Genomic DNA, 23,220 nt, shown 5'->3' with positions numbered 1-23,220 from the left:
ACCTCACCGCCGGTCCGCTTCGTTACACGGATTGCCGAGTGTCTGCTCCATCGACGCACCGCCTTTCCGGTGATGGTTTGTCACCGTTCGGGCACATAGGCGTGTCGACACGCTGTAACGGGTTGGCTGACTGAGCGTGACTACGCCAGGGTGAGGGACGCGGGATCGCCGCGCCGCTCCCGGGCCGGCCGCGGTCGCCCGCCGTTTCGGGGACGACGAGGAGGAATGTGCGGTGTCCGAGCCAGGTGACGCTCCACGGCCGCCGGTCTACGGCCGGCACCGCTCGGGTACCGGCTACCGCCGGCTCGTCGGCGCCCACCGGGCACCCGCCGACGACGGCCCGTCGCGGGGCTACCTGTTCACCGTGGCACTGCTCGCCGGCACCGCCTCCATGCCGATCCTCGCCGCGATCAGCACCGGCTCGGCCACCGTAGGCAGCACCGCCCTTCCCGACGCGGGCACCCCGTTCATCCCCACCCCGTCCGTGGGTCCGGTGGTGATCCCGCTGCCGGCGACCAGCCAGCCCGGCGTCGTGCCGTCGCCCACGCCGTCGCCCGCCGTGGACGTCCCGAACGCCCCGACCTGGCGCTCCGTCGTGCGGCCGGTGGGGCGGCGTCCGGCCCGTGCCGCCGGCCGGCCGGCGCAGGATGGCCCCGCACCGGCTCCCGCGCCACCACCCCCGCCCGGTACGCCGCCATCCCCGCCGGGTACGACGCCGTCCCCGTCCCCGCCGGCACCGGTCCCGTCGCAGACCCCGACGCCGACCGCCACGCCGAGCCCGACGCCCGATCCGACGGGGAGCCCCACACCGACCGAGGGTCCGACCCCGTCGGTGAAACCGACGTACAGCTGGCCGCCGTCGGATCCCACGCCCACCGACGAGCCGGACGCGCCCACCGCGACCGGTGAGCCCCCGGAGCCCGAGCCGACGGGCGAGCCGTCCGGACCGGTGCCCACCGGTCGGCCGGAGCCGGCGGGGCCGGCCGTCCCCAGCCCGACGGTTGGTCCCCCGGCGGATCCCATCCGTACGTCGCCGACCCCCGCCGACCCGGCGCCGACCAGCGTGCCGCCGCCGGTCCCGGTGGGCACGACGCCGGCTGCCGACTCCCCGGCCGTACCCGTGCCGGGGCGGCCGTCGCGGTCGCCGGCCGCGACGACGGCGACCACCGAGGGCCGGTGAGCCCCGGCCGCCGACGTGCCGACCGGCAACGGGACGGCAGCGGCACGGCGCCGGCCGGAGCGGACCGCCCCGGCCCGGCCCGAGGGGTCAGGCTGGCGCGGATGGTCACCGAGGTGACGGCGCCCGCGATCCTGGTCTCGGTCCTCACCGTCACGGTCGCCTGGCACAGCGCCCGGGGCGGCCTCGACGGTCTGGCGTGGGGGCTGCTCGCCACCGTGTTCGTCAGCGGCATCCCGTTCGCGTACATCGTCGGCGGGGTCCGCCGCGGCCGGCTCACCGACCATCACGTCGGGGTCCGCGAGCAGCGCCGCGTCCCGCTGCTGTTCGGGCTCGGCTCGGTGGCGGCGGGCCTCGCCCTGCTCGCGGTGCTCGGTGCGCCGCGCCCGGTGCTCGGCCTGGCCGCCGCCGGGCTGGTCGGGCTGGTGGTCGCCGCGGCGGTCAGCCACTGGTGGAAGATGTCGATCCACTCGGCGGTCGCGGCCGGCACGGTGGTCGTCCTGGTGCTCACCTTCGGGGCGCGGTTGCTGGTCGCCGCACCGCTGCTGGCCCTGGTCGGCTGGTCCCGGGTGCGGCTGCGGGATCACACCGTGCCGCAGGTGGTCGCCGGTGGGGCGTTCGGCGCCCTGGTGGCGGGCCTGGTGTACGGCACCCTCGGGTGACCCCGTCCACCGTGACCGGCCCGACCACGCCTGACCCGGCCCTTGATCCACTCGGTGCCGCCGGCATCGCGCCGTCCGGCCGGCGGCGACACCACCATGCCGCCGGCACCGAGTTGATCTCGATGGGCGCGGCGGTCGGGGATGCGGTGGACGTCGGGCGCCGAGGCTCAGGCGCCGTCGTCGGTCAGGTGGTGGCGGTTGGCCTCGATCCAGGCGTCCAGCGCGGCCGGGTCGTCCGGGTCGACGCCGTCGGCCAGCAACTGGGCGACCGCCGCGGTCGCCGGGCTGCGCCGCTCACCCGTGGTGTAGAGGCGCGCGAACTCCGGCACCATCTCCTCGATCGCGGCGTCCGTCCGGGCCGCCGCGGTCTCCGGCAGCCCCTTCTTGCGGGCGCCGTACGCGGCCCAGCCGCGCATCACCCGGGGCAGCAGCGCCGCGTCGTCCATGTCCAGCACGGCCCGCCGGTGAACCCAGTCCAACAGGAACAGCCCGGCCACCGTCGGACTCCACCGCAGCGGGTCGGGGTCGGTGAAGGTGGCCGCGTGGTCGAGCAGCAGGCCGAGGCAGAAGTGCAGGGAGGCGAGCTGGGCCCCGTCGACGGCGTCCAGCCCGAACCGGGTGGCCTCCGGTGCGGCGAGGAACCGCCGGACGAGGTCCGTACGCTCCGCGGCGGTGAGCGGCTCCACCACCCGGACCGGCGCCGGCCGACCCACCGGCAGCAGGGCCAGCCGGGCCCCGACCAGCGCCCGGTCGGTGGCCAGCGACCCCTCCCCGGGCAGCTCACTCAGGTCGTCGGTGACGGCCAGGTGCCGGGTCACCTCGGCGTGCATGCGCGCCGGCTCCTCGTCGCGGAACCAGGTCAGCTCGTCACCGGCGCACATCCGGCGGATCTGGTCGAGGACGCGGGCGGGCGGGCCACCCACGAAGACGTCCTTGGTGATCCCGATGTTGTGGTCGACGAGCGCGACGAGCGCGTGCTCCGGCCCGCCCGCCGGGTCGTCGTACGCGAACGTCGCCAGGTACGAGGTCTGGTCGCCGTACACGTCCCCGTACGACCAGCAGCCGGTCAGGTGGACCCGGCCGAGCTGACCCGACCAGGCGGGGGCGGCGGCGCCGGGGCGGACCCGGTCGGCCCCCGCCGCGTCCGGCACCAGGGCGGCGAAGACCGAGCGGATGGTGGTCGCCGCCGCCGCGCGCCGGCGGGAGGTGGCGGCGAGGAAGTCGCCGACGAAATCGCGGACGGCGTCGTCGCGCCGGGTCTCGGCGACCGCGTACACGCTGCCGAGCAACGCCGCGCCGAGCATCTCGGCGTCCAGGGCGTTGTCGAGCTTGGCCACGTCGCGGGCCGCGTGCAGCACCGCGTCGTAAGGGGTCTGCGGAGTTCCCATCCACCGACCCTACGCCGCGACGGGCTCCCAGGTCGGCTGGAGCGGTGTGGGCGCCTCCGCGGGTGCGGCTCGGGCGGCCCCGGCCCGGCATCTCCCGGCCGCGACCTGGGGTCTCTCGGCAGCGGCTCGGCGTGTCTCCACCGGGGCTCGGCGTGTCGCGCGGAGCTGCCCGGCGTCCGCCGCGCCGGTCAGTGGCGGGCGGCCTCCGCCAGGGTCCGGCGGGCCTCGGCGTACGACGCCAGCACGCCGCGCACCGGCACGAGCACGTACGCCGCCCCGACGTCCGCCACCGCGGCGGTGAGCCGCTGCTCGGCCCGCCGCCGTGCCCGCCGCGCCGCCCACCGCAGCGCGGGCCGGGTCAACGCCGCCACCAGCAGCCCGGCGAGCAGGCCGCCGAGCAGCAGCACGGTGGGCAGGGGCACCACGCCGACGGTCGGATTGTCGAGCTCCGGCAGCCCGAGGGCGCGCAGCGCGTACCCCAGGGCCAGCCAGCCCAGCCCGACCACCGCCGCTGCCGTGACCAGCCACTGGAGGCCCCCGACGAGTCGCCACCACAGCGGCCGGCTGCCCATCCCGAGGTCGGTGCGGGCGATCGCGCCGTCCAGCGCGTCGGGCAGGTCGGCCAGCCGGGAGCGGGCGGCGGCGGTCACCGCCGCCGGCCAGGACGCGGGCAGGCCCGCGCCGGCGCGGTCGGCCACCGACCGGATGGCCAGCCCGAGCGCGGAGCGCTGCGCGGCGGTCGGATCGGGCACCGAGGTCGCGGCGACCAGGCTCTCCGCCGGGTCCGTGCCGTCGCCGGGAGCGCCGGGCAGGTGCAGCCGGCGCAGCGGATCGGGCCGCAGCCGCCGCCAGCCCCGGACCAGCGGCCAGCCGGTCGCCGCCGCGCCCCGGTGCCGGTACGCCGCCTCCACCGCCTCGGCGACGGCGGGCACCCCGGCGGCGCCGGCGAGGGCCCGGTGCAGCCCGGCGACCGTGGAGTCGTTCAACCCGGCCGGCTCGCCCGCGTCGACCAGTTCGGTCAGGTCGGCCACCACCGCGTCCAGGTCGCCGCGCAGCCGCCGCAGCGCGGCCTGCCGCTCGGCGACCGTCCGCTCCAGCGCCTCCCGCAGCCCGGCGATGCCGTCCGGGTCGACGGCGGCGGTTGCCAGCAGCGGTACGCCGTCCAGGCCGTCCGCGTCGAGCAGCCGACGCAGGTCGGCGACGACCCGGGGCAGCTCGGCCGGGGGCAGCCGGTCGGCCTGGTTGAGCACGACGAGGGTGACGTCCCGGTGCCGGTGGAACTCGCGCAGGTAGCTCGTGTGGATCACGCGATCGGCGTACTTCTGCGGGTCGACCACCCAGACCACCAGGTCGACGAGGCCGAGCAGCCGGTCGACCTCGAGCTGGTGGGACCGCTGCACCGAGTCGAAGTCGGGCAGGTCGAGCAGGATGAGCCCGTGCAGGGTCGACTCGTCGTCGCCGTCGAGCACGCTCTCCCGGACGAACCGGTGCCGGGGCAGCACGCCGACCCAGTCCAGCAGCCGGGTGGCGTCGTCGAGCGGTCCCCAGACGCAGGCGTGCGTGACGCCGGTGGTCGGACGGCGTACCCCGACGGGCGACAGCTCCATCCGGGCGAGGGCGTTGAACAGGCTCGACTTGCCGCTGCCGGTGGCGCCGGCCAGGGCCACCACGGTGTGGTCACGGGAGAGCGCGAGCCGGGTGCCGGCGCGCTCGACCAGGGTGTGCGCGGCGACGAGCTGCTTGTCCGGTAGGTGGCCGTCGACGAGCGCGAGGAACCGGCTGACCGCCTCCAGCCGGGCGACCAGGGCATTGGCGTCCACCCGTTGCTGACCACGGAACGCCTCGCGCATCCGCCCGACGATGTTGCTCACCGCGGCCCGTCCTCCTCGGCCGGCGCGTCGGCGGCGAGGCCGCTGCGGCGCCGGGCCAGCTCCACCCGGTCGGCGGCCCGGCGCAGCGTCTCGGCGGTCTCCGGGGCGGGCCGCGCGGCCGCCGTCCGGCCGAGGTAGCGCGCGGCCTCCTCGTCCAGCAGCGTCCGCACCCGCGCCAGTAGGTCCGTCCGGGCCTTGTTGGCCAGCGTACGCACCGCCTGGTCGCCGAAGATGGCCTGGAGCACGGCCTGACCGGCGACGGTCGTGCCGGCCCCGGTCGCGACCTCCAGCCCGGTGGGGATGAAGGCGGTCGACGCGAACACGGCGATCATGACGGCGAGCCCGGTGGCGTTCACCGCGTACGCGGCCGTCCGGGCCACGAAGCGCTTGTCGCCCCCTTCAACCCGCACCAGCTCCAGGACCCCGCGCTGCCACTCGCGGACCAGCCGTTCGGCGCGCTCGGGCAGGTCGGGTGACGGGTGGGCGAGCTCCGGGTCGAGCAGCGCCGTCCCGGCGGGGTGCGCCCGCCACGCGGTGTGCGCGGTCTCCGCCGCCTCCGAGGCGACCCCGCGAAGCAGCGTGACCAGCTGGGACTCGATCGCGACGCGTAGCTCGGCGGCGGGGGCGGGGCGGCCGGTCACCGCGGCGACGATGCGGTCCCGCAGGCGCCCGATGCGCGCCTCGAGCGTGCGGAAGAGCTCTCCGGTGCCCACGAACTCCTGCCAACGGGCCAGCACCTCGCCGCGCAGCAGCCGCCCGTCGGAGAGCCCCTGCTCGACCGTGCGGTGGGCGTTCCGGTACGCGGCGGCGACCCGTTCGTCGAGTGCGTCGGCGGTGGCCAGCTGCTCCTCGGCGGCCTCGGCGAGGCCTTCGACGGTCGGGTGGAGTGTCGCGAGCGCCCCGTCGAGGGTCTGCCGGACGACGGCGTCCCGGGCGTCGGCGTCGGCGGCGAGCCGGGCGAACCAGTCGGCGAGCGGCGCGGTGACCTGCTCGGGGAGCAGGCCCTGCCCGTCCACCCAGGTCTCCGGGAGGACGAACAGCGGCGCGGAGCCGAGGCCCTGGTCGGCGAGCATCTCGGAGAGGTGGGCGGCCACCTCGTCGCCCGCCTCCGGCGGCACCCGGTCGAGCACCATGGCGATGACCGTGCCCCGGGCCTGGGCGGTGCGCAGCAGCTCCCAGGGGACGGCGTCGGCGTACCGGGCGGCGGTGGTGACGAAGAGCCAGAGGTCGGCGGCGGCGAGGAGCTGGCCGGCGAGGGCCCGGTTGGCGTCGACCACCGAGTCGATGTCGGGGGCGTCGAGGAAGGCCAGCCCGGGCGGCAGCGCCGGTGCGGTGACCAGGTGCAGGGTGCGGGGGTCCTCGCTGGGGGCGCCGGTGCGGGTGAGGCCGGGCAGCAGCTCGCCCTGGCGGAACCAGCTCGAGTCGGCCGGGTTGCACACCAGCACCGGGGAGCGGGTCGTGGGGCGGAGTACCCCGGCGGCGCTCACCCGGGCCTTGACCAGGCTGTTGACCAGGGTCGACTTGCCGGCGCCGGTGGAGCCGCCCACCACCACGAGCAGGGGGGCGTCGAGCCGGCGGAGCCGGGGCAGCAGGTAGTCGTCGAGCTGGTCGGTGAGCGCCCGGCCGACCCGGGTGGCTGCTTCGGCCGAGGGCAGCGCGAGCGGGAAGTGCGCCGTGCCGATCGCGGCGCGCAGGCCGGTCAGCGCGGCGGGCAGGGTGTCGTCCCCGGTGGTGGCCGGGGCCTCCCCGGCGTCGGTGGGGCCGGTGCGGGCAGCGACGGCGGGCGCGGCGGACTGGGTGGCGGGATCGCCGTGCGTCGTCACCGCTAAAGCGTGCCCGACCGATGCAATGGAAAACAACCGGACGGTAATAACGGGTGGGTTGCGTCGGGTCGGCTCAACCTCGACTTGACGATCGCCGACGGCGTGGCACTATTGAGCCAAGTTCACTCAACTTGTGGTGGGTGTGCTGCGGGCGGTGCCCGTCACCTGCTCAAACGAACGAAGCGAGGAAGCGAAGATGGCACGTGCGGTCGGTATCGACCTCGGCACGACGAACTCCTGCGTCAGCGTCCTGGAGGGCGGTGAGCCCACCGTCATCGCCAACGCGGAGGGCTCGCGGACGACCCCGTCGATCGTCGCGTTCGCCCGCAACGGCGAGGTGCTCGTCGGTGAGGTCGCCAAGCGCCAGGCGGTGACCAACCCGGACCGGACGATCCGCTCGGTCAAGCGGGAGATCGGCACCAACTGGTCCGTCGACATCGACGGCAAGAAGTACACGCCGCAGGAGATCTCGGCCCGCACGCTGATGAAGCTCAAGCGGGACGCCGAGGCGTACCTGGGCGAGCAGATCACCGACGCCGTGATCACCGTCCCGGCGTACTTCAACGACGGCCAGCGCCAGGCCACCAAGGAGGCCGGCGAGATCGCCGGCTTCAACGTGCTGCGGATCGTCAACGAGCCGACCGCGGCGGCCCTGGCGTACGGGCTGGACAAGGGCTCCAAGGAGCAGACCGTCCTGGTCTTCGACCTCGGCGGCGGCACCTTCGACGTGTCGCTGCTGGAGCTGGCCGAGGGCGTCGTCGAGGTCAAGTCGACCAGCGGTGACAACCAGCTCGGCGGCGACGACTGGGACCAGCGGATCATCGACCACCTGGTGAAGACCTTCCGGGGCGAGCACGGCATCGACCTGTCCCAGGACAAGATGGCCATGCAGCGGCTCAAGGAGGCGGCCGAGAAGGCGAAGATCGAGCTGTCCGCCGCCACCACCACCAACATCAACCTGCCGTACATCACCGCCGGTGCGGCCGGCCCGCTGCACCTCGACGTGACCCTCAGCCGGGCCGAGTTCCAGCGGATGACGCAGGACCTGCTGGACCGCTGCAAGGGCCCGTTCGAGCAGGCCGTCAAGGACGCCGGGATCAAGGTCTCCGACGTCGACCACGTCATCCTGGTCGGCGGCTCGACCCGCATGCCGGCCGTGACCGACCTGGTCAAGCAGCTCACCGGCAAGGAGCCCAACAAGGGCGTCAACCCGGACGAGGTCGTCGCCGTCGGTGCCGCCCTGCAGGCCGGTGTGCTCAAGGGCGAGGTCAAGGACGTCCTGCTGCTCGACGTGACCCCGCTGAGCCTGGGCATCGAGACCAAGGGCGGCATCTTCACCAAGCTGATCGAGCGCAACACCACCATCCCGACCAAGCGCTCCGAGGTCTTCACCACGGCGGACGACAACCAGCCGTCGGTGCTGATCCAGGTCTTCCAGGGCGAGCGTGAGATCGCGGCGTACAACAAGAAGCTCGGCACCTTCGAGCTGACCGGCCTCCCGCCGGCGCCGCGCGGCGTGCCGCAGATCGAGGTCACCTTCGACATCGACGCGAACGGCATCGTGAACGTCCACGCGAAGGACCTCGGCACCGGCAAGGAGCAGAAGATGACGATCACCGGCGGCTCCTCGCTGCCGAAGGACGACATCGAGCGGATGCGCCGGGACGCCGAGGAGCACGCCGAGGAGGACAAGCGGCGCCGCGACGAGGCCGAGACCCGCAACCTGGCCGAGGCGCTCCAGTGGCAGACCGAGAAGTTCCTCGCCGAGAGTGGCGACAAGCTGCCCGCCGAGTCCCGGGACCAGATCAACGACGCGCTCGGCGAGCTGCGCAGCGCGCTCGGCGGTCAGGACATCGAGAAGATCAAGTCGGCGCACGAGAAGCTGGCCCAGGTCTCCCAGCAGGCCGGCTCCCTGCTCTACAGCCAGCAGCAGGGCGAGCAGGCGGGCGCCGGTGCGACCGGCGGTGCCCAGGCCGGCGGTGCCCAGGCCGGCGGTGCCCAGGCCGGCGGTGCCCAGGCCGGCGGCGCTCAGGCCGGCGGCGCCGACGACGTGGTCGACGCGGAGATCGTGGACGAGGACAAGAAGTGACGGTCCTCCCACGCAGAGGGATGAGGTAGCCGCATGACGGACAAGCCACGAGCCGCCGACCCGGACAGCACCGGGTCGGCGCCGGGTGGCTCCGCGTCCGCCGGCAAGTCCGGCGAGGAGCCGCGGGTCGTCATCCGTGACAAGCGCAAGATCACCGAGACCGCGGGCGCGGACGCGGCCGCCGCCGACGCCGGGACGGACGTCCCGGCGGAGGGGCTGGTCGAGGAGGCCGAGGTCGTGGTCGACGAGATCCAGGTCGAGGCCGCCGAGGCGGAGGCCGGGCCGCCGGTGGTGGACGCGCCGGCCGAGCCGGTTGACGCCGCCGCCGCGACGTCGCTCGGCGCCGAACTGGAGGCGCTGCGCGCCGACCTCGACGAGCGGACCCGGGACCTCCAGCGGGTGTCGGCGGAGTACGCCAACTACCGCAAGCGGGTGGACCGGGACCGGGGCCTCGTCACCGAGCAGGCGACCGGGGCGGTGCTGGCCGCGCTGCTGCCGATCCTCGACGACCTGGACCGGGCCCGCGAGCACGGCGACCTGGTCGGGCCGTTCGGCGCGGTTGCCGACCAGCTCACCACCGCGCTCGGCAAGTTCGGCCTGACCCCGTTCGGGGAGAAGGGCGACCCGTTCGACCCGACTCTCCACGAGGCGGTGGCGCACCAGACCTCGGCCGACGTCACCGAGCCGACCTGCGTGCAGGTGATGCGACGGGGCTACCAGATCGGCGAGCGGCTGCTGCGGCCGGCGCTGGTCGCCGTGGCCGACCCCGAGTAAGTGGCGCGACACGATGACCGGACCGTCCCGCCCGCCCGCTCCGGGCGGGCGGGACGGTCTCGAAGCGGGAAGGGGGTGGACCGGTGAGTTCCAAGGACTGGATCGAGAAGGACTACTACGCCGTCCTGGGCGTGCAGAAGGCCGCCTCCGCTGACGACATCAAGAAGGCGTACCGGAAGCTGGCGCGCGAGTCGCACCCGGATCACAACCCCGGCGACCCCAGGGCCGAGGAGCGGTTCAAGGCCGTCTCCGAGGCGTACGCGGTGCTCGGCGACGAGGCCAAGCGCCGCGAGTACGACGAGATGCGCTCGCTGTTCGGCTCGGGCGCGTTCCGCCGCAGCGCCCGAGGCGGGGGGCAGCCGGGCGGCATGCCGTTCGACGTCTCCGACCTCTTTGGCGGCGCGGCGGGCGGTGACCGGCGCTTCGGCGGCGCCGGTTTCCAGGACCTGTTCAGTTCGATCTTCTCGGGCGGTGGCGGTGGCGGTGCCGGGCCCCGGGGGCCGGCCCGCGGGCGGGACGTCGAGGCCGAGGTCGCGCTCGACTTCGACGACGCCGTACGCGGGGTGACCCTGCCGCTGACGCTGCGCGCCCCCGGCGTGTGCGACACCTGCCACGGCAGCGGGGCGAAGCCCGGCACCCAGCCGCGCACCTGTGCGGTCTGCCACGGCGCCGGCGTGACCACCCGCAACCAGGGGTCGTTCAGCTTCTCCGAGCCGTGCCGCAACTGCCAGGGCGTGGGCACGGTCGTCGAGGAGAAGTGCCCGGAGTGCCAGGGCACGGGCGGGGTCACCAAGACCCGGACGCTCAACGTCCGGTTCCCGGCCGGTGTGGCCGACGGCCAGCGGATCCGGCTGGCCGGACGGGGCGAGCCCGGCGAGCGCGGCGGCCCGGCCGGCGACCTGTACGTCCACGTCAAGGTGCGCCCGGACGACCTGTTCGGGCGGTCCGGCGACGACCTGACCCTGACCGTGCCGATCACCTTCGCCGAGGCCGTGCTCGGCACCGATCTGCGGGTACCCACGCTCGACGGCGCGGTGACCCTGCGGGTGCCGCCGGGTACGCCGAGCGGGCGCGTCCTGCGGGCGCGGGGCAAGGGGGTGGTCCGCAAGGACGGCCGGGCCGGGGACCTGCTGGTCACCCTGGACGTGGCGGTCCCGGCGACGCTGTCGGACGAGGCGCGGGCGGCGTTGGAGACGTTCGCCGCGCAGACTCCGCCGGCGGCCCGGGAACATCTCGACGCGCGGGTGCGTCGTGTCAGTTGACGTGGTGTTTCAGTGGGCCTGATGCAGTACGTGCGGAGGTGAGCGGGGATGTCGGACGAGTTCGTCGGCGCGGGTGACCCTGCCTACGAGGCCAAGGTACTGATGATCTCGGTGGCGGCGCGGATGGCGGGCATGCACCCGCAGACGCTCCGCCAGTACGACCGGCTGGGGCTGGTGCAGGCCGGCCGGGCGGCCGGGGGCGGTCGCCGGTACAGCGTCCGGGACGTGGTGCTGCTGCGCGAGGTGCAGCGGCTCAGCCAGGACGACGGCATCAACCTGGCCGGCGTCAAGCGGATCATCGGGCTGGAGCGGCTGCTGGAGCAGGCGCAGCAGCGGGTGGCCCGGCTGGAGGCGGAACTGGACGCCGCGTACCGCCGGATCGCCGAGCTGGAGGCGATTGCCCGGTTCCCCGGCAGCGACCTGGTGCCCACCAACCGCACCTCCACCGCGCTGGTGGTCTGGCGCCCCCGCCGGAACCCCGAGCGCTGAGGGCTCGCCCGCATCGCGCCGAACGGCGGTGTCCCCTGCGCGGGACGCCGCCGTTCGCCGTTTCCCGGGTTTTTCCGCGCCAGGCGCGGGGTGGTCCGCTAACCTCAGAATCAGGCACAACCAGCTCAATCCGGACTCCGATGGCAGGGGGAGCCATGGCGGAATCGGCGAAGAAGGTTGCCCAGCAGACGGAAGACCGGCTTGAGCGGGTGGCCGAGAACGTCCGGAGGAAGTTCGACAAGCTCACCGAGGGGAAGCTCGGCGACAAGATCAAAGAAGGGCGGTTCGCCGACGCCGTCGATCACGGCATCGACCAGGGGCGTCGCGAGAGCCGCAACCCGAAGGCGCGCTGACGGCCGACGTCAGCCGACGTGCGGGCCGGGACCCACGGGGGGTCCCGGCCCGCACGCCGCACCTGTTGATCGTGAGTCAACGGGTGAATCGACCCGCCAATTTCCTGATCGACCAGGTAGGCCGTCAATCGCCGGTGCTGTTCCTGGTGTACTCGACCTTGGCCGGTCCCTCGCTCTCCAGCTGGTCCCCGTGCACCCAGCCGCACGCCTCATAGAACGAGTTGGCCGCGGTGTTGTCCGCGAAGCTCTCAAGACGGATGGTCGAGTGCTGGGCGAGGAGCGTTTCCTCCGCGTGCCGAAGCAGGAGACGGCCCAGTCCTCGACGGTGGTGATCGGGGTCGATCATCATCAGGTCGATCGTGGGGCCGTCAAGGATGGCGAAGCCGACGATCCGGGCTTCCTGGCTGAGGCAGAGCACACCACCCCGCTGCAGATGGCTCGCTACGTGGGCGTCAGCAGCGCCACTACCGATGAACCAGTCCACTCCCTCGTCGCCGAGAAACCCGCGGTAACAGGTGTCGATCGTGCGACGCGCGAGCGCCTGAAGCTCATTGAGGTCTTCCCCGGTCCCAGGTCGGATGGTGGGGTGCTGTTCGGTCGGCACGGTGATTGCAACTCCAGGGGTGGGGTGGGCGCTCAAACGTTGCCCGATGCGTCCGGAACGGCGGCGCTCAGGCGAGGCGGCGGTTCTCCCGGACCAGGCCGCCTTCGCACCAGTCGCGGTAGACGAACAGGTCCGGTCGGGCCAGCAGGACCCGGCTGTTGTGCGCCCACGTGCGCATCAGTTCGTCGCCGTCCCGCTCGGCCTGCTCCACCAGTTTGCGGAAGCGGCGCTTCGGGTGGGCGCGGAAGTTCGTCCGGATCCCGTCCGCGGCGTAGATGTAGAGGCAGTGCAGCGCGAAGCGGCGGGCCGGGCAGGCCGGGTCCATGGCCACGTCGAAGAGGGTCAGCACCAGCCGGTCACCGGAGACCAGCAAATCCCAGTCCGGCGGCATCGAGGCCAGCGGCACCGAGTCCGGGTGGTACGCCCACGCCCGCAACTCCGCCGGCGACGGGTCGACGGGATTGGCGAAGCCGTGGAACGTCGATTCCTGCACGCTCACCGGCCAACCTTCCCGCTCATCCACGCGGCGACGACACCCGCGAACCCATGGCTGCTGGGGCGAAACGGTAACGCGGAGGGGCGACCAGCGGTAGACCCTGCCGGAAGCAATTCGGCAACCGTTGGCCGGCCGGGTCCGAGCCAATGGCCCGAAACCGGCCGGGACGACCGAAAGCCGTCAGTCGGCGACGGGCGCCGGCTGGGCCCGCTGCGCCGCCGCCCGGCGCCGCAGCCAGCCCTTGAACCAGGCGAGATCGGGTACGCGTGCCAGCATCGGCCCGGTCACGACCGTGATCAACACGTACGCCGTGGCGAGCGCGGCCAACCGCGGCTCGACACTCCCGGCCGCCACCGCGAGACCGGCGATGACGATGGAGAACTCCCCACGGGGCACCAGGGCGAGACCGGCCCGCCAGCGGCCGGGCTCGGCGATGCCGGCCCGACGGGCGGCGAGGTAGCCCGTCAGCGTCTTCGTCCCCATCGTGATCACGGCCAGCGCTAGTGCCGGCAGTAGCACCGGCGGGATGTCCCGCGGGTCGGTGACCAGCCCGAAGAAGAGGAAGAACACCGCGGCGAACAGGTCGCGCAGCGGGGTCAGCAGCTCGGTGGCGTGGTGCGCCACCGGCCCGGAGATCGCGATGCCGACCAGGAACGCGCCGACCGCGGCCGACACCTGGAGCTTCGCGGCGACGCCGGCGACCAGCAGGGTCAGGCCGAGTACGCCGAGCAGCAGCGCCTCCGGATCTCTGGCCGACATGATGTTCGAGATGATCCGGCCGTACCGGATCGCCACCACCAGCACGACCAGCACCGTGGTGACCGCGATGGCGAGCGCGATTCCGCCGCCGATCAGGCCGGTCCCGGCCAGGACGGCGGTGAGCAGCGGCAGGTAGAAGGCCATCGCCAGGTCCTCGATGACCAGCACCGAGAGCACCACCGGCGTCTCCCGGTTACCGAGCCGGCCCAGGTCGGCGATCACCTTGGCGATGACGCCGGACGAGGAGACCCAGGTGATGCCGGCGAGCACGATCGCGGCCACCCAATCCCAACCGAGCAGCAGCGCGAAGGCGGCTCCCGGCAGCGCGTTGAGCACGCCGTCGATGAGCCCCGCGGGTGCGGCCGCCCGGAGGTTGCCGACCAACTCGCCGGCCGAGTACTCCAGGCCGAGCATGACCAGCAGCAGGATCACGCCGATCTCGGCGCCGATCGCGAAGAACTCCTCGCTGGCCTTGAACTCGAACACGCCGCCGTGCCCGAAGACCAGGCCGGCGAGCAGGTAGAGCGGGATGGGGGAGAGGCCGATCCGTCGGCTGAGCCGGCCGAGCAGGCCGAGCAGGAACAGCAGCGCGCCGACCTCGACGAGCAGCGACGTGGTTTCGTGCATCCGCCTCAGCCGTCCGGGTCACCGTCGGCGAAGATGGCGGTCACGCCGTCGAGGCCCTGCCGGGTCCCGACGACGACCACCACGTCACCGGCCGCGAAGCGGAACGAGGGGTCCGGAGAGACGATCACCTCGCCGTGGCGCAGCACCGCCACGATCGAGGCGCCCGTGCGGGTACGCGCCTTGGTGTCGCCGAGCTTGCGACCGACGTACGACGAGCCGGCCGGGATCGCGATCTGCTCGGTGAGCAGGCCGGCGGCCTGCTCCCGCAGGCCCGACAGCTGGCCGAGCATCAGCGACGCGCCGAGGATGTCGGCGAGCGCCTCCGCCTCGTCGTCGGTCAGCGGAATGTCCGCCTGGCAGGAGTCGGGATCGTCCGGGTCGTACAGGACGAGGTCACGACGGCCGTTGCGGTGGGTGACGACGCCGAGCCGGCGTCCGGACTCCGTCACCAGCTCGTGACGTACGCCGATCCCCGGTAGGGCAGTCTGTTCGACACGTACTCGCACGGGTGCAAGGCTACCTCTGACGGAGGTCGTGATGATCGAGCGGCGTCTCCCCTGGCTGGTCGCACTGGTGCCGATGCTGGCGGCCTGTTCGATCGGGGACATCCGCCGCGACCCGCCGTCCCGGACGCCCCCCATTGGGCCGTCCGCCGCCATCTCGCAAACCCCCGGGCCTCCGCCCACCGCGGTCGCCGTCGCGGAGACGCGTCGCGTGCAGGTTGCGGTGCCCGAGGGGTACGACCGCCCGTACGTCGAGTTCGTCGACGCCTCCCACGGCTACGCCCTCTTCGCCTCCTGCGGCGAGCGGCCACCTGGCCGGGACTGTCCCGCGCTGCTCTACGCCACGACGGACGGCGGCCGCTCGTGGCGGAAACTCCGGCACCCGCGACCCGTCGCCGACAACCAGCAGGTGTACGTCGCCACCGGCGTGCTGGCACTGCTCAGCGAACCGTACGGCTGGTGGGCCTCCACGGACGGCGGCCGGACCTTCCGGCACACCAGGGGCGAGGCGGGGCCCGTCGAGTGGCGGGCCGCCCAGGGGCGCTTCCAGATCGTCGAGGCCGAGGGCGGCGTGGGCCGTTGGGACGGCGCCGGCCTGGACCGGCTTCCGGTGCAGCCCGGGGTACGGGGACTGAACACGGTCGGTGAGAGCAGAGGATTGCTCGCCGCGGCCGGGGCGGCCGGCGGCCTGCCGTACGCGGCGGTCTCCACCGACGGGGGGCGGAGCTGGCGGGCGACCCCGGTGCCGGCACCGGCGACCGGCGACGTGAACATCACCCGGGTCGAGGTCGCGCCGGACGGGGAGCTGTGGCTGATCGGCGAGCGGCCGGACCGCAGGGGATTCCCGGCGCTGTGGCGCTGGGCCGGCTCCTGGCAGCCGGTACGCGCCGAGGGGCATCCGGAGCGGGTGGCCCCGCCGGCGCTGCTGGGTGGTGGGCGAGCGGCGGTGGTCAGCTCACGCGGGGCGGGTGTGGTGGCCGGCGGCCGCTACACCGACGTGCCCTGGCCGGTGAGCCCCGAGCACTACCTCCGGATCCTCGACGACGGCACCCTCACGGCAGCCGCCCCCAAGGAACTCCTCCTGGCCCGACCCCCCTTCACCACCTGGACGAGGGTGGTGCTGGAGGCGGCGTAGGTTTCGAGATCTTGGAAGATCGGGTCACGCCTCGCCGTCACGACGTGTCGGGGCGGGACGGGGAGTGACGTAGGTGCCCTTGCCCTGGTGGCCTTCGATCAGGCCCTCCGCGTGAAGGATCAGCAGAGCTGATCGCACGGGCTCGGCGGAGACTCCGTAGTGAACGGTCATCTCACGCAGCGACGGCAGCTTGTCGCCCGGGGCGTATTCACCTGAGCTGATCTTGTCGCGGATGTCCTGTGCAATCCGCTGGCGGTCGGAAACTCGGGGCATGACGGCACTCCTGGTAGGCCCCAAGATCTTCCCATGATCGCGACCGATCCTCCAACACTTCGCGTGCTTAGCATGGTCACTTGTTGTGTTCGAATGCTTTGCATTGTATGTTGGCTTCGACGGGCGGTCCGTGGCGGAAGTCCTGGTAGGCAACCAACTTCTCGACGGCGCTCATCAGGCCGAGGCGGGCATCCCCCGTGGCTCGTCTCGGCCGCGTTCAACCCTGCGGACGTACTGCCTATGGAGGCTGCGGTGGCAGGGTGGGGCGGCCCGGCCGACGGGACCTGGCCGGGCCGCCCCTTCCACCTGACGGCGAGAGGTTGCGATGAGCGGGCGGTACGTCATCCACCTGCCGGTCACGGCGGCGGACCTGGCCCGGGTCAAGATCCTGGCTCGGGCGGTCGCCCGCTCGCTGGCCTTCCTCGGCTGCGTCGAGGCGGGTGGGATCACCGTGTCGACGGAGGACAATCAGGGCGTACGCCATTGGGTCTTCTGTGACCGCAAGCTCGACGACGGTCGGCGGTGCATCCTCCGGGCCGACCACGGGACGCCCTGCGCTGCGCGGCCACAGCGTCCGAGGTGACTCAGGTCACAGCGGCAGGGTTGAGCGGAATAGGCTCAACTCTGGGAGTGTCCGTACCAGTGGACAACGCCGATCCGGGGGAGCCCATGAACACGGAACGTCTCACCACCAAGAGCCGCGAGACCATCACCGGTGCCGTCGCACTCGCCAACCAGCGCGGTCATGCCACCGTGGAGCCCTGGCACCTGCTGCTGTCCCTGCTGGACACCGAGGGGTCGACCGCGGCCGGCCTGCTGCGCGCCGCCGGGGCCGACCCCGGCGAGCTGCGCCGGACCACCCAGCGCGCGATCGACGCGCTGCCCGCCGCCCGGGGCTCCAGCATCGCCGAGCCGACCCTGGCGCGTGAGTTCGTCAACGCCATCGGCGCCGCCGAGCAGATCGCCCGGCCGCTCGGCGACGAGTACACCTCCACCGAGCACCTGCTCGCCGGCCTGGCCCGGGTGGGTGGCGCGGTGTCGGCCGCGCTCACGTCCGCCGGTGCCACCGAGGAGACCCTGGTCGCCGCGTTCCCGACCGTGCGTGGCGGCGACCGGCGGGTCACCACGGCCGACCCGGAGCAGACCTACCAGGCCCTCGCGAAGTACGGCGTCGACCTGACCGCCAGTGCCCGCGACGGCAAGATCGACCCGGTGATCGGCCGGGACGCCGAGATCCGCCGGGTGATCCAGGTGCTGTCGCGGCGTACGAAGAACAACCCGGTCCTGATCGGTGAGCCGGGCGTCGGCAAGACTGCCATCGTGGAGGGTCTCGCCCAGCGGATCGTGGCCGGTGACGTGCCGGAGTCACTGCGGGACAAGAAGCTCGTCTCGCTCGACCTGGGCGCGATGGTGGCCGGCGCGTCGTACCGGGGGCAGTTCGAGGAGCGGCTGAAGTCCGTCCTGGAGGAGATCAAGAACTCCGACGGCCAGGTCATCACCTTCCTCGACGAGCTGCACACGGTGGTCGGCGCCGGCAAGGGCGAAGGCTCGATGGACGCCGGCAACATGCTCAAGCCGATGCTCGCCCGCGGCGAGTTGCGGATGGTCGGCGCGACGACCCTGGACGAGTACCGCGAGCACATCGAGAAGGACCCGGCCCTGGAGCGCCGCTTCCAGCCGGTGCTGGTCGGCGAGCCGACGATCGAGGACACCATCGGCATCCTGCGCGGGCTCAAGGAGCGCTACGAGGTGCACCACGGCGTACGCATCACCGACGCCGCGCTGGTCGCCGCCGCCGCCCTGTCGGACCGCTACATCACCGACCGCTTCCTGCCGGACAAGGCGATCGACCTGGTCGACGAGTCGGCGTCCCGCCTGCGCATGGAGATCGACTCCCGGCCGGTCGAGGTGGACGAGATCGAGCGGGCGGTGCGCCGGCTGGAGATCGAGGAAATGGCGCTGGCCAAGGAGCCGGACGCCGCGTCCGCCGAGCGGCTGGAGCGGCTGCGCAAGGAGCTGGCCGACAAGCGCGAGCAGCTCACCGCCCTCTCGGAGCGCTGGCAGCTGGAGAAGAGCCACATCACCAAGTTGTCGACCGCCAAGGAGGAGTTGGAGCGGCTCGGCGGGGAGGCCGAGCGCGCCGAGCGCGACGGCGAGCTGGAGCGTGCCGCCGAGCTGCGGTACGGCCGTATCCCCGCGCTCAAGGCCGACCTGAAGCAGGCCGAGGAGGAGCTGGCCCGGCTCCAGGCCGGTGGCGCGATGCTGAAGGAGGAGGTCGGGGCGGACGACATCGCCGCCGTGGTCGCCTCCTGGACCGGCATCCCGGCCGGTCGCCTGTTGGAGGGCGAGACCACGAAGCTGCTGCGGATGGAGGAGTCGCTGCGCGCCCGCGTGGTCGGCCAGTCCGAGGCCGTCGCCGCGGTCTCCGACGCGGTGCGCCGCGCCCGGGCCGGCGTCGCCGACCCGGACCGCCCGACCGGCAGCTTCCTCTTCCTCGGCCCCACCGGCGTCGGCAAGACCGAGCTGGCGAAGGCGCTCGCCGAGTTCCTCTTCGACGACGAGCGGGCCATGGTCCGCATCGACATGAGCGAGTACGGCGAGAAGCACTCCGTCGCCCGCCTGGTCGGTGCCCCGCCCGGCTACGTCGGGTACGAGGAGGGCGGCCAGCTCACCGAGGCGGTGCGCCGCCGGCCGTACTCGGTGATCCTGCTCGACGAGGTGGAGAAGGCCCACCCGGACGTCTTCGACATCCTGCTCCAGGTGCTCGACGACGGCCGGCTCACCGACGGCCAGGGCCGTACGGTGGACTTCCGCAACGCGATCCTGATCCTCACCTCCAACCTCGGGTCGTCGGTGATCAGCGACCTGACGCTGGCCGAGGAACAGCGACGCGAGGGCGTCCTGGCGGTGGTCCGGTCGCACTTCAAGCCGGAGTTCCTCAACCGCCTCGACGACATCGTGGTGTTCGCCGCGCTCCAGGGTGAGGACCTGCGGGCCATCGTGGACATCCAACTGGACCGGATGCGCCGCCGGCTGGCCGACCGCCGTCTGGGCCTGGAGATCACCGAGCCGGCCCGCACCTGGCTCGCCGAGCATGGGTACGACCCGATCTACGGTGCCCGCCCGCTGCGCCGCCTGGTGCAGTCCGCCATCGGCGACCAGCTTGCGAAGGCCCTCCTGAGCGGCGGAATCCGCGACGGCGACACGGTAAAGGTCGACCTGGCCGACTCGAAGGACGCCCTGACGGTAACGGCCGCCCCCTGACCACCATCCCTGGTCGATCATGAAGTTGGCGGGCGATTTGATCTCCTTGGAGCCCGCCAACTTCATGATCAACAGGGTGAGGGTGGGGCGGTGGGGGTAGGAACCGGGCGTGTTCGGGATTGGGAGGAAGAAGGGGCGGGAACTGGCCGCCGCGCTCGCCGAGCTGCACCGGGCGGAGACGGTCGCGTTCGGACCGGTGGGGATCGCCGGGACGCTGCTGCCGGTGACCGAGGCGTACCGCCGGGTCGAGGCCGCGCTGGCCGACGACCCCGACGCGGTACGCGCACAGCTCGACCGGCTGCTCGGCACCGGCTCGCCCGCCGGGCGGGTGTACGCCGCCGCTCTGCTGGAGCGGCTCGACCCGGCGGCCGGACGGTCGGCCTGGGAGCGGCTCCGCGACGACCCCGCGGAGGTCCCCACGTTCACCGGCTGTGTCATGGACCGCACGACCCTGCGGGAGTACGCCGGGGACCGCCTCGGCCAGTCGTGATCAACCGGCCGGTGACGAGCGGCCGAACGGCTATGCCGGCGCTGGCGTCGCAGCCCTACCTTGCCTGACATGACCGCTCCCACCGGCGTCCCGGCACGCCCGCCCCGGCCGCGTACCGTCGATGTCGCCTTCTGGTTGCAGCTCACCGCCGTGCTGGTCCTGCTCGGCCTCCTGGGCCTGGTGATCGCTCAGGCGATCCAGTGGGACGGGCGCATCGACGACGCGGTCCGCGCGGTTCCGAGCGCCGACCCCGACGAGGTACGCGCCGAGCGGTGGGGCAACGTCACCGGTGCGGTCTTCATCGGGCTGCCGGTCCTGCTGCTCGCGGTCTGGTACGCCGCGACGGCCCGGCCGGTCCGCCGGGGCGGCAACACCGCCCGGATCCTGGTCTTCGTGGCCGCCGGGGGCCAACTTCTGGTCTGCCTCGGGCAGGGCTGCTTCGGGGCGCTCTTCTTCCCGATGATGTTCGTCGCCGGCTTCGACGGGGAGGGGCCTCCGTACCCCGACGAGGAGGGCATGCCGGAGGACTTCTGGGGGGACAGCGCCTTCCTCGACGCCCTGTACGGGACGACCGACCCGTTCGAGGCGGTGTTCTTCCCGCTGGGCATGGCCGGGGCGCTGGCGGTGTTCCTGCTGACCGGCGCGGTGGTGCTGCTGCTGGCGCTGCCGCCCGCGCACCGCTGGTTCGTCCCTGCGGTGCCCGTGCGACCAGCGCCGCCGCTGCCTTCGCCTGTCATCCCGCCATACAGCTACGCCCCGCCCGGCTACGCCCCGCCGGGCTACGCCGCGCATGGCTACGCCGCGCATGGCTACGTCGCGCCGGGCTACGTCGCGCCGGGCTACGTCGCGCCGGGACATGTCCCGCCGGGCTACGTCCCCGCCCCGCCCGGATACCTGGTCTGCCCCGACCCGTCGGCGCACTCGCAACCACCCGCTACGGGCACACCCGCCGATCCCGGGCAACCCGGCCCGGACTCGCCCGGCTCCGCTGCCGACGATGGCTGACCCGATCACCGTCGAGCGTCCACAAGGGAGACGGGAAGATACGGCCGGTAGCCGGTCGATCACGCTATCGGGAGAAGTTTCCCCAGGTGCGCGGGGTTGTTACCGTCTGCGCCGACGTACCTGGGGAGGTTGTCGGTGAACGGGTCGGTGGCGTACCTGCTGGCGGGGGCGGGCTGCGTGGTCGGGGTGGCCGGGGTGGTGATCGCCGTACTGGCCCAGCGTCGTTCCCGCCCGCGCCCGTCCGGCGGCAAGGGTCGCGGCGACCCTCTCCGGGACCGGGACGCGGACGCGCTCCGTGGCGACCCGCGCCGGCTCAAGCCCGGCGACATCGTCGAGGTACGCGGCGTGACGTACCCGGTCCGGGGTTCGATCCGCCTGGTCGAGGGCGGGTGGAGCTGGGCGGAGCACCTCCTCGACGAGGCGGGCGGCGTACGCCGCTGGCTCTCCGTCGAGGAGGACCCGGAACTGGAACTGGTGCTGTGGGAGGCCGAGCCGGGAGCAACGGTCACGCCGGGCGCCCCGACCATCGACTTCGCCGGCCGCCGGTACAGCTGGGACGAGTCCGGGCAGGCCCGCTACACCGCGGTCGGCACGACCGGACTCGACCCGAGCGGCACCATGCGCTACCACGACTACCAGGCGCCGGGCGGCGCGCGGCTGTCGTTCGAGGCGTACGGCGAGACCGGGTGGGAGGTGGCCCGGGGCGAGAAGCTGCACCGGGCCGAGGTGATGATCTACCCGCAGGCCGAGGTGGGCTGAGTGCTCGTCACCCTCCACGCCCCGTACGTCGACACCAGCGCCGCCGACCTCAGCCTCGCCCTCGACGACGCCGAGCGCCCCGCGCTGCACGTGCTCGACCTCGACCTGCCCGGCGGCGTCCACGTACGGCTGCGCCTGCTCGGCGCCTCGCACCAGGTGGTGCTGCGGGCGCCCGGCACCACGTTGACCGAGACGGTGGCCTGCCTGCCCGGCCGCCGGCCCGACCTGCCCGGCGCCCTGCACGACGAGCGGGCCGGCTACCGGTTCACCGCCACCGTGCTGCGTCCGGAAAGCAACGGCCTGCGGGACCGGGTGGCCGCGCTCCGCGCGGACCTGGCCGACGACCCGTACGCGCTGGTCGGGGTCTTCCCCGGCGACGTCGACGCGGTCACCGCGCTGTCGGTGCGCCCCGACCCGCCGGACGGCGCCCTCGGCTGGCGCACCTGGCACGCGTACCCCCAGACCAACGAACTCGTCCTGACCGAAACGGTGGTGGCCCTGCGATGACGTACCGACGCTGGTTCGTGGTGGGAGTGGTGTTCGCCGTCATCGGCGCGCTCGTCGCCGCCTTCGCCATCTTCTACGGCAACTTCTCCCCGCGCGGCTTCGTGCAGGACCGGTACGACCGGGCCTCCGCCCGGGACATCGGCGGCGCGGCGGTCGCCTACACGTCGTCGCGCCGGCCGAGCCAGGTCGCCGAGGAGATCACGGACGCCTGGAAGCCGGCCGACCGGTACGTCGACGGCAGCGGCGTCTACCTGCGCTACGACGACGACTCGGTGGTGATCCTGCCGGTCGCCGCCGGTTCGCTGATCCTCCTGGAGAAGCTCGACACCGCGTACCCGCGCTACCACTCCACGGTCGGCAACCACTGGGGTTGGGGCCGGGGGAACACCGTCCGGGGCGGCGGTCCCGGCAGCGGCAAGTAGATCCAACACCTCCGAAGTCCGAACGATCCCTGGAGCACCCCTGTGCAGACCCTCGTCACCGACCTGCTGGTCACCCTCGCGTACGGGGTGGTCGGCGTCGTCCTCATGGGCATCGGCTACGTCCTGGTCGACGTAACCACCCCGGGAAAGCTGAACGAGCTGATCTGGAACGAGCGCAACCGCAACGCCGCGCTGCTGCTCGCCTCGAACCTGGCCGGTGTCGGCGTCATCGTGGTCGCCGCGATCGTCGCCAGCGAGGACGACTTCGTCCTCGGGCTGGTCGGCGCGGCGTCGTACGGGATCCTCGGCCTGGTCATCATGGCCGCCGCGTTCCTGGTGCTGGACGTCGCCACCCCCGGCAAGCTCGGCGAGATCCTGGTCGACCCGGAGCCGCACCCGGCGGTCTGGGTGTCCGCGGTCGTCCACCTCGCCACCGGCGCGATCATCGCCGCCGCGATCAGCTGATGGCCGGCGGCAGGGCGCCCGGG

General features: G+C 73.3%; 24 protein-coding genes. 16 read left to right on the top strand and 8 right to left on the bottom strand.

The features are described 5' to 3' along the window. Positions 1-232: 232 nt before the first annotated feature. On the top strand, positions 233-1,180 hold the full coding sequence (locus tag AB0873_RS18700) for a hypothetical protein (protein WP_366600959.1): 948 nt from the start codon (positions 233-235) through the stop codon (positions 1,178-1,180). Positions 1,181-1,281: 101 nt separating this feature from the next. Then, entirely contained in the window at positions 1,282-1,839 is a 558-nt protein-coding gene (locus tag AB0873_RS18695; protein ID WP_366600958.1) for a phosphatase PAP2 family protein, read from the top strand. Between the two features lie 167 nt (positions 1,840-2,006). On the opposite strand, the gene AB0873_RS18690 is transcribed toward AB0873_RS18695, so the two are convergent. From AB0873_RS18690 to AB0873_RS18680, 3 genes are all read right to left on the bottom strand, one after another. Then, on the bottom strand, positions 2,007-3,227 hold the full coding sequence (locus tag AB0873_RS18690) for a hypothetical protein (RefSeq protein ID WP_155329493.1): 1,221 nt from the start codon (positions 3,225-3,227) through the stop codon (positions 2,007-2,009). 188 nt (positions 3,228-3,415) lie between these two features. Next, positions 3,416-5,077 carry a GTPase gene (locus tag AB0873_RS18685; RefSeq protein ID WP_366601024.1) on the bottom strand — a complete coding sequence of 554 codons (1,662 nt, stop codon included), beginning with the start codon at positions 5,075-5,077 and terminating at the stop codon, positions 3,416-3,418. 17 nt (positions 5,078-5,094) lie between these two features. Then, complete coding sequence (locus tag AB0873_RS18680; RefSeq protein WP_366600957.1) at positions 5,095-6,921, bottom strand: ABC transporter; 1,827 nt, start codon at positions 6,919-6,921, stop codon at positions 5,095-5,097. Positions 6,922-7,117: 196 nt separating this feature from the next. On the opposite strand from AB0873_RS18680, the gene dnaK reads away from it, so the two are divergent. The 5 genes from dnaK (at position 7,118) to AB0873_RS18655 (ending at position 11,888) form a co-directional block, all read left to right on the top strand. Beyond that, positions 7,118-9,010: a molecular chaperone DnaK gene (dnaK, locus tag AB0873_RS18675; protein WP_155329491.1), complete on the top strand. Its 1,893-nt coding sequence runs from the start codon at positions 7,118-7,120 to the stop codon at positions 9,008-9,010. 33 nt (positions 9,011-9,043) lie between these two features. After that, positions 9,044-9,784: a nucleotide exchange factor GrpE gene (gene grpE, locus AB0873_RS18670; RefSeq protein WP_366600956.1), complete on the top strand. Its 741-nt coding sequence runs from the start codon at positions 9,044-9,046 to the stop codon at positions 9,782-9,784. Between the two features lie 83 nt (positions 9,785-9,867). After that, complete coding sequence (gene dnaJ / locus AB0873_RS18665; RefSeq protein ID WP_366600955.1) at positions 9,868-11,046, top strand: molecular chaperone DnaJ; 1,179 nt, start codon at positions 9,868-9,870, stop codon at positions 11,044-11,046. Between the two features lie 48 nt (positions 11,047-11,094). After that, the gene (locus AB0873_RS18660; RefSeq protein ID WP_155329488.1) at positions 11,095-11,535 is read left to right on the top strand and encodes a MerR family transcriptional regulator; all 441 of its coding nucleotides are present in this window, start codon (positions 11,095-11,097) and stop codon (positions 11,533-11,535) included. A 155-nt stretch (positions 11,536-11,690) separates the two neighbouring features. After that, positions 11,691-11,888 carry a hypothetical protein gene (locus AB0873_RS18655; protein ID WP_366600954.1) on the top strand — a complete coding sequence of 66 codons (198 nt, stop codon included), beginning with the start codon at positions 11,691-11,693 and terminating at the stop codon, positions 11,886-11,888. Between the two features lie 124 nt (positions 11,889-12,012). On the opposite strand, the gene AB0873_RS18650 is transcribed toward AB0873_RS18655, so the two are convergent. The 4 genes from AB0873_RS18650 to AB0873_RS18635 all read right to left on the bottom strand — a co-directional run bounded on the left by AB0873_RS18650 (position 12,013) and on the right by AB0873_RS18635 (position 14,880). Next, positions 12,013-12,492: a GNAT family N-acetyltransferase gene (locus tag AB0873_RS18650; protein WP_366600953.1), complete on the bottom strand. Its 480-nt coding sequence runs from the start codon at positions 12,490-12,492 to the stop codon at positions 12,013-12,015. A 67-nt stretch (positions 12,493-12,559) separates the two neighbouring features. Then, positions 12,560-12,991, bottom strand: coding sequence for a hypothetical protein (locus AB0873_RS18645; protein ID WP_366600952.1), 432 nt, complete (start codon positions 12,989-12,991; stop codon positions 12,560-12,562). A gap of 177 nt (positions 12,992-13,168) precedes the next feature. Then, the gene (locus AB0873_RS18640) at positions 13,169-14,374 is read right to left on the bottom strand and encodes a cation:proton antiporter (RefSeq protein ID WP_366600951.1); all 1,206 of its coding nucleotides are present in this window, start codon (positions 14,372-14,374) and stop codon (positions 13,169-13,171) included. Positions 14,375-14,379: 5 nt separating this feature from the next. Then, a complete protein-coding gene (locus AB0873_RS18635; protein ID WP_155329484.1) occupies positions 14,380-14,880 on the bottom strand; it encodes a cation:proton antiporter regulatory subunit in 501 nt (166 codons plus the stop codon). Positions 14,881-14,911: 31 nt separating this feature from the next. Between AB0873_RS18635 and AB0873_RS18630 the strand changes: the two genes are divergently transcribed. Beyond that, entirely contained in the window at positions 14,912-16,012 is a 1,101-nt protein-coding gene (locus tag AB0873_RS18630; RefSeq protein WP_155329483.1) for a hypothetical protein, read from the top strand. Between the two features lie 24 nt (positions 16,013-16,036). Here the strand turns inward: AB0873_RS18630 and AB0873_RS18625 are convergent, their stop codons facing one another. After that, a complete protein-coding gene (locus AB0873_RS18625; RefSeq protein ID WP_155329482.1) occupies positions 16,037-16,285 on the bottom strand; it encodes a winged helix-turn-helix domain-containing protein in 249 nt (82 codons plus the stop codon). Positions 16,286-16,610: 325 nt separating this feature from the next. On the opposite strand from AB0873_RS18625, the gene AB0873_RS18620 reads away from it, so the two are divergent. The 8 genes from AB0873_RS18620 (at position 16,611) to AB0873_RS18585 (ending at position 23,197) form a co-directional block, all read left to right on the top strand. Continuing rightward, complete coding sequence (locus AB0873_RS18620) at positions 16,611-16,868, top strand: hypothetical protein (RefSeq protein WP_366600950.1); 258 nt, start codon at positions 16,611-16,613, stop codon at positions 16,866-16,868. 86 nt (positions 16,869-16,954) lie between these two features. Next, the gene (clpB, locus tag AB0873_RS18615) at positions 16,955-19,549 is read left to right on the top strand and encodes an ATP-dependent chaperone ClpB (RefSeq protein WP_366600949.1); all 2,595 of its coding nucleotides are present in this window, start codon (positions 16,955-16,957) and stop codon (positions 19,547-19,549) included. 109 nt (positions 19,550-19,658) lie between these two features. Further along, a complete protein-coding gene (locus AB0873_RS18610; protein WP_155329479.1) occupies positions 19,659-20,039 on the top strand; it encodes a hypothetical protein in 381 nt (126 codons plus the stop codon). Positions 20,040-20,108: 69 nt separating this feature from the next. Continuing rightward, positions 20,109-21,044: a hypothetical protein gene (locus tag AB0873_RS18605; protein ID WP_366600948.1), complete on the top strand. Its 936-nt coding sequence runs from the start codon at positions 20,109-20,111 to the stop codon at positions 21,042-21,044. Positions 21,045-21,179: 135 nt separating this feature from the next. Beyond that, a complete protein-coding gene (locus AB0873_RS18600) occupies positions 21,180-21,803 on the top strand; it encodes a DUF4178 domain-containing protein (protein WP_366600947.1) in 624 nt (207 codons plus the stop codon). After that, entirely contained in the window at positions 21,804-22,310 is a 507-nt protein-coding gene (locus AB0873_RS18595; RefSeq protein ID WP_155329476.1) for a DUF2617 family protein, read from the top strand. Beyond that, on the top strand, positions 22,307-22,732 hold the full coding sequence (locus tag AB0873_RS18590; protein WP_366600946.1) for a DUF4247 domain-containing protein: 426 nt from the start codon (positions 22,307-22,309) through the stop codon (positions 22,730-22,732). The genes AB0873_RS18595 and AB0873_RS18590 overlap by 4 nt, the downstream gene beginning before the upstream one ends. A 42-nt stretch (positions 22,733-22,774) precedes the next feature. Beyond that, the gene (locus tag AB0873_RS18585) at positions 22,775-23,197 is read left to right on the top strand and encodes a DUF350 domain-containing protein (RefSeq protein ID WP_155329474.1); all 423 of its coding nucleotides are present in this window, start codon (positions 22,775-22,777) and stop codon (positions 23,195-23,197) included. The last annotated feature ends 23 nt before the right edge of the window (positions 23,198-23,220 follow it).

Source organism: Micromonospora sp. NPDC047707, assembly GCF_040704235.1.
Lineage (GTDB): Bacteria > Actinomycetota > Actinomycetes > Mycobacteriales > Micromonosporaceae > Micromonospora.
The sequence above is the reverse complement of the archived record's forward strand: the minus strand, read 5'-3'. Positions and strand labels throughout refer to the sequence as shown.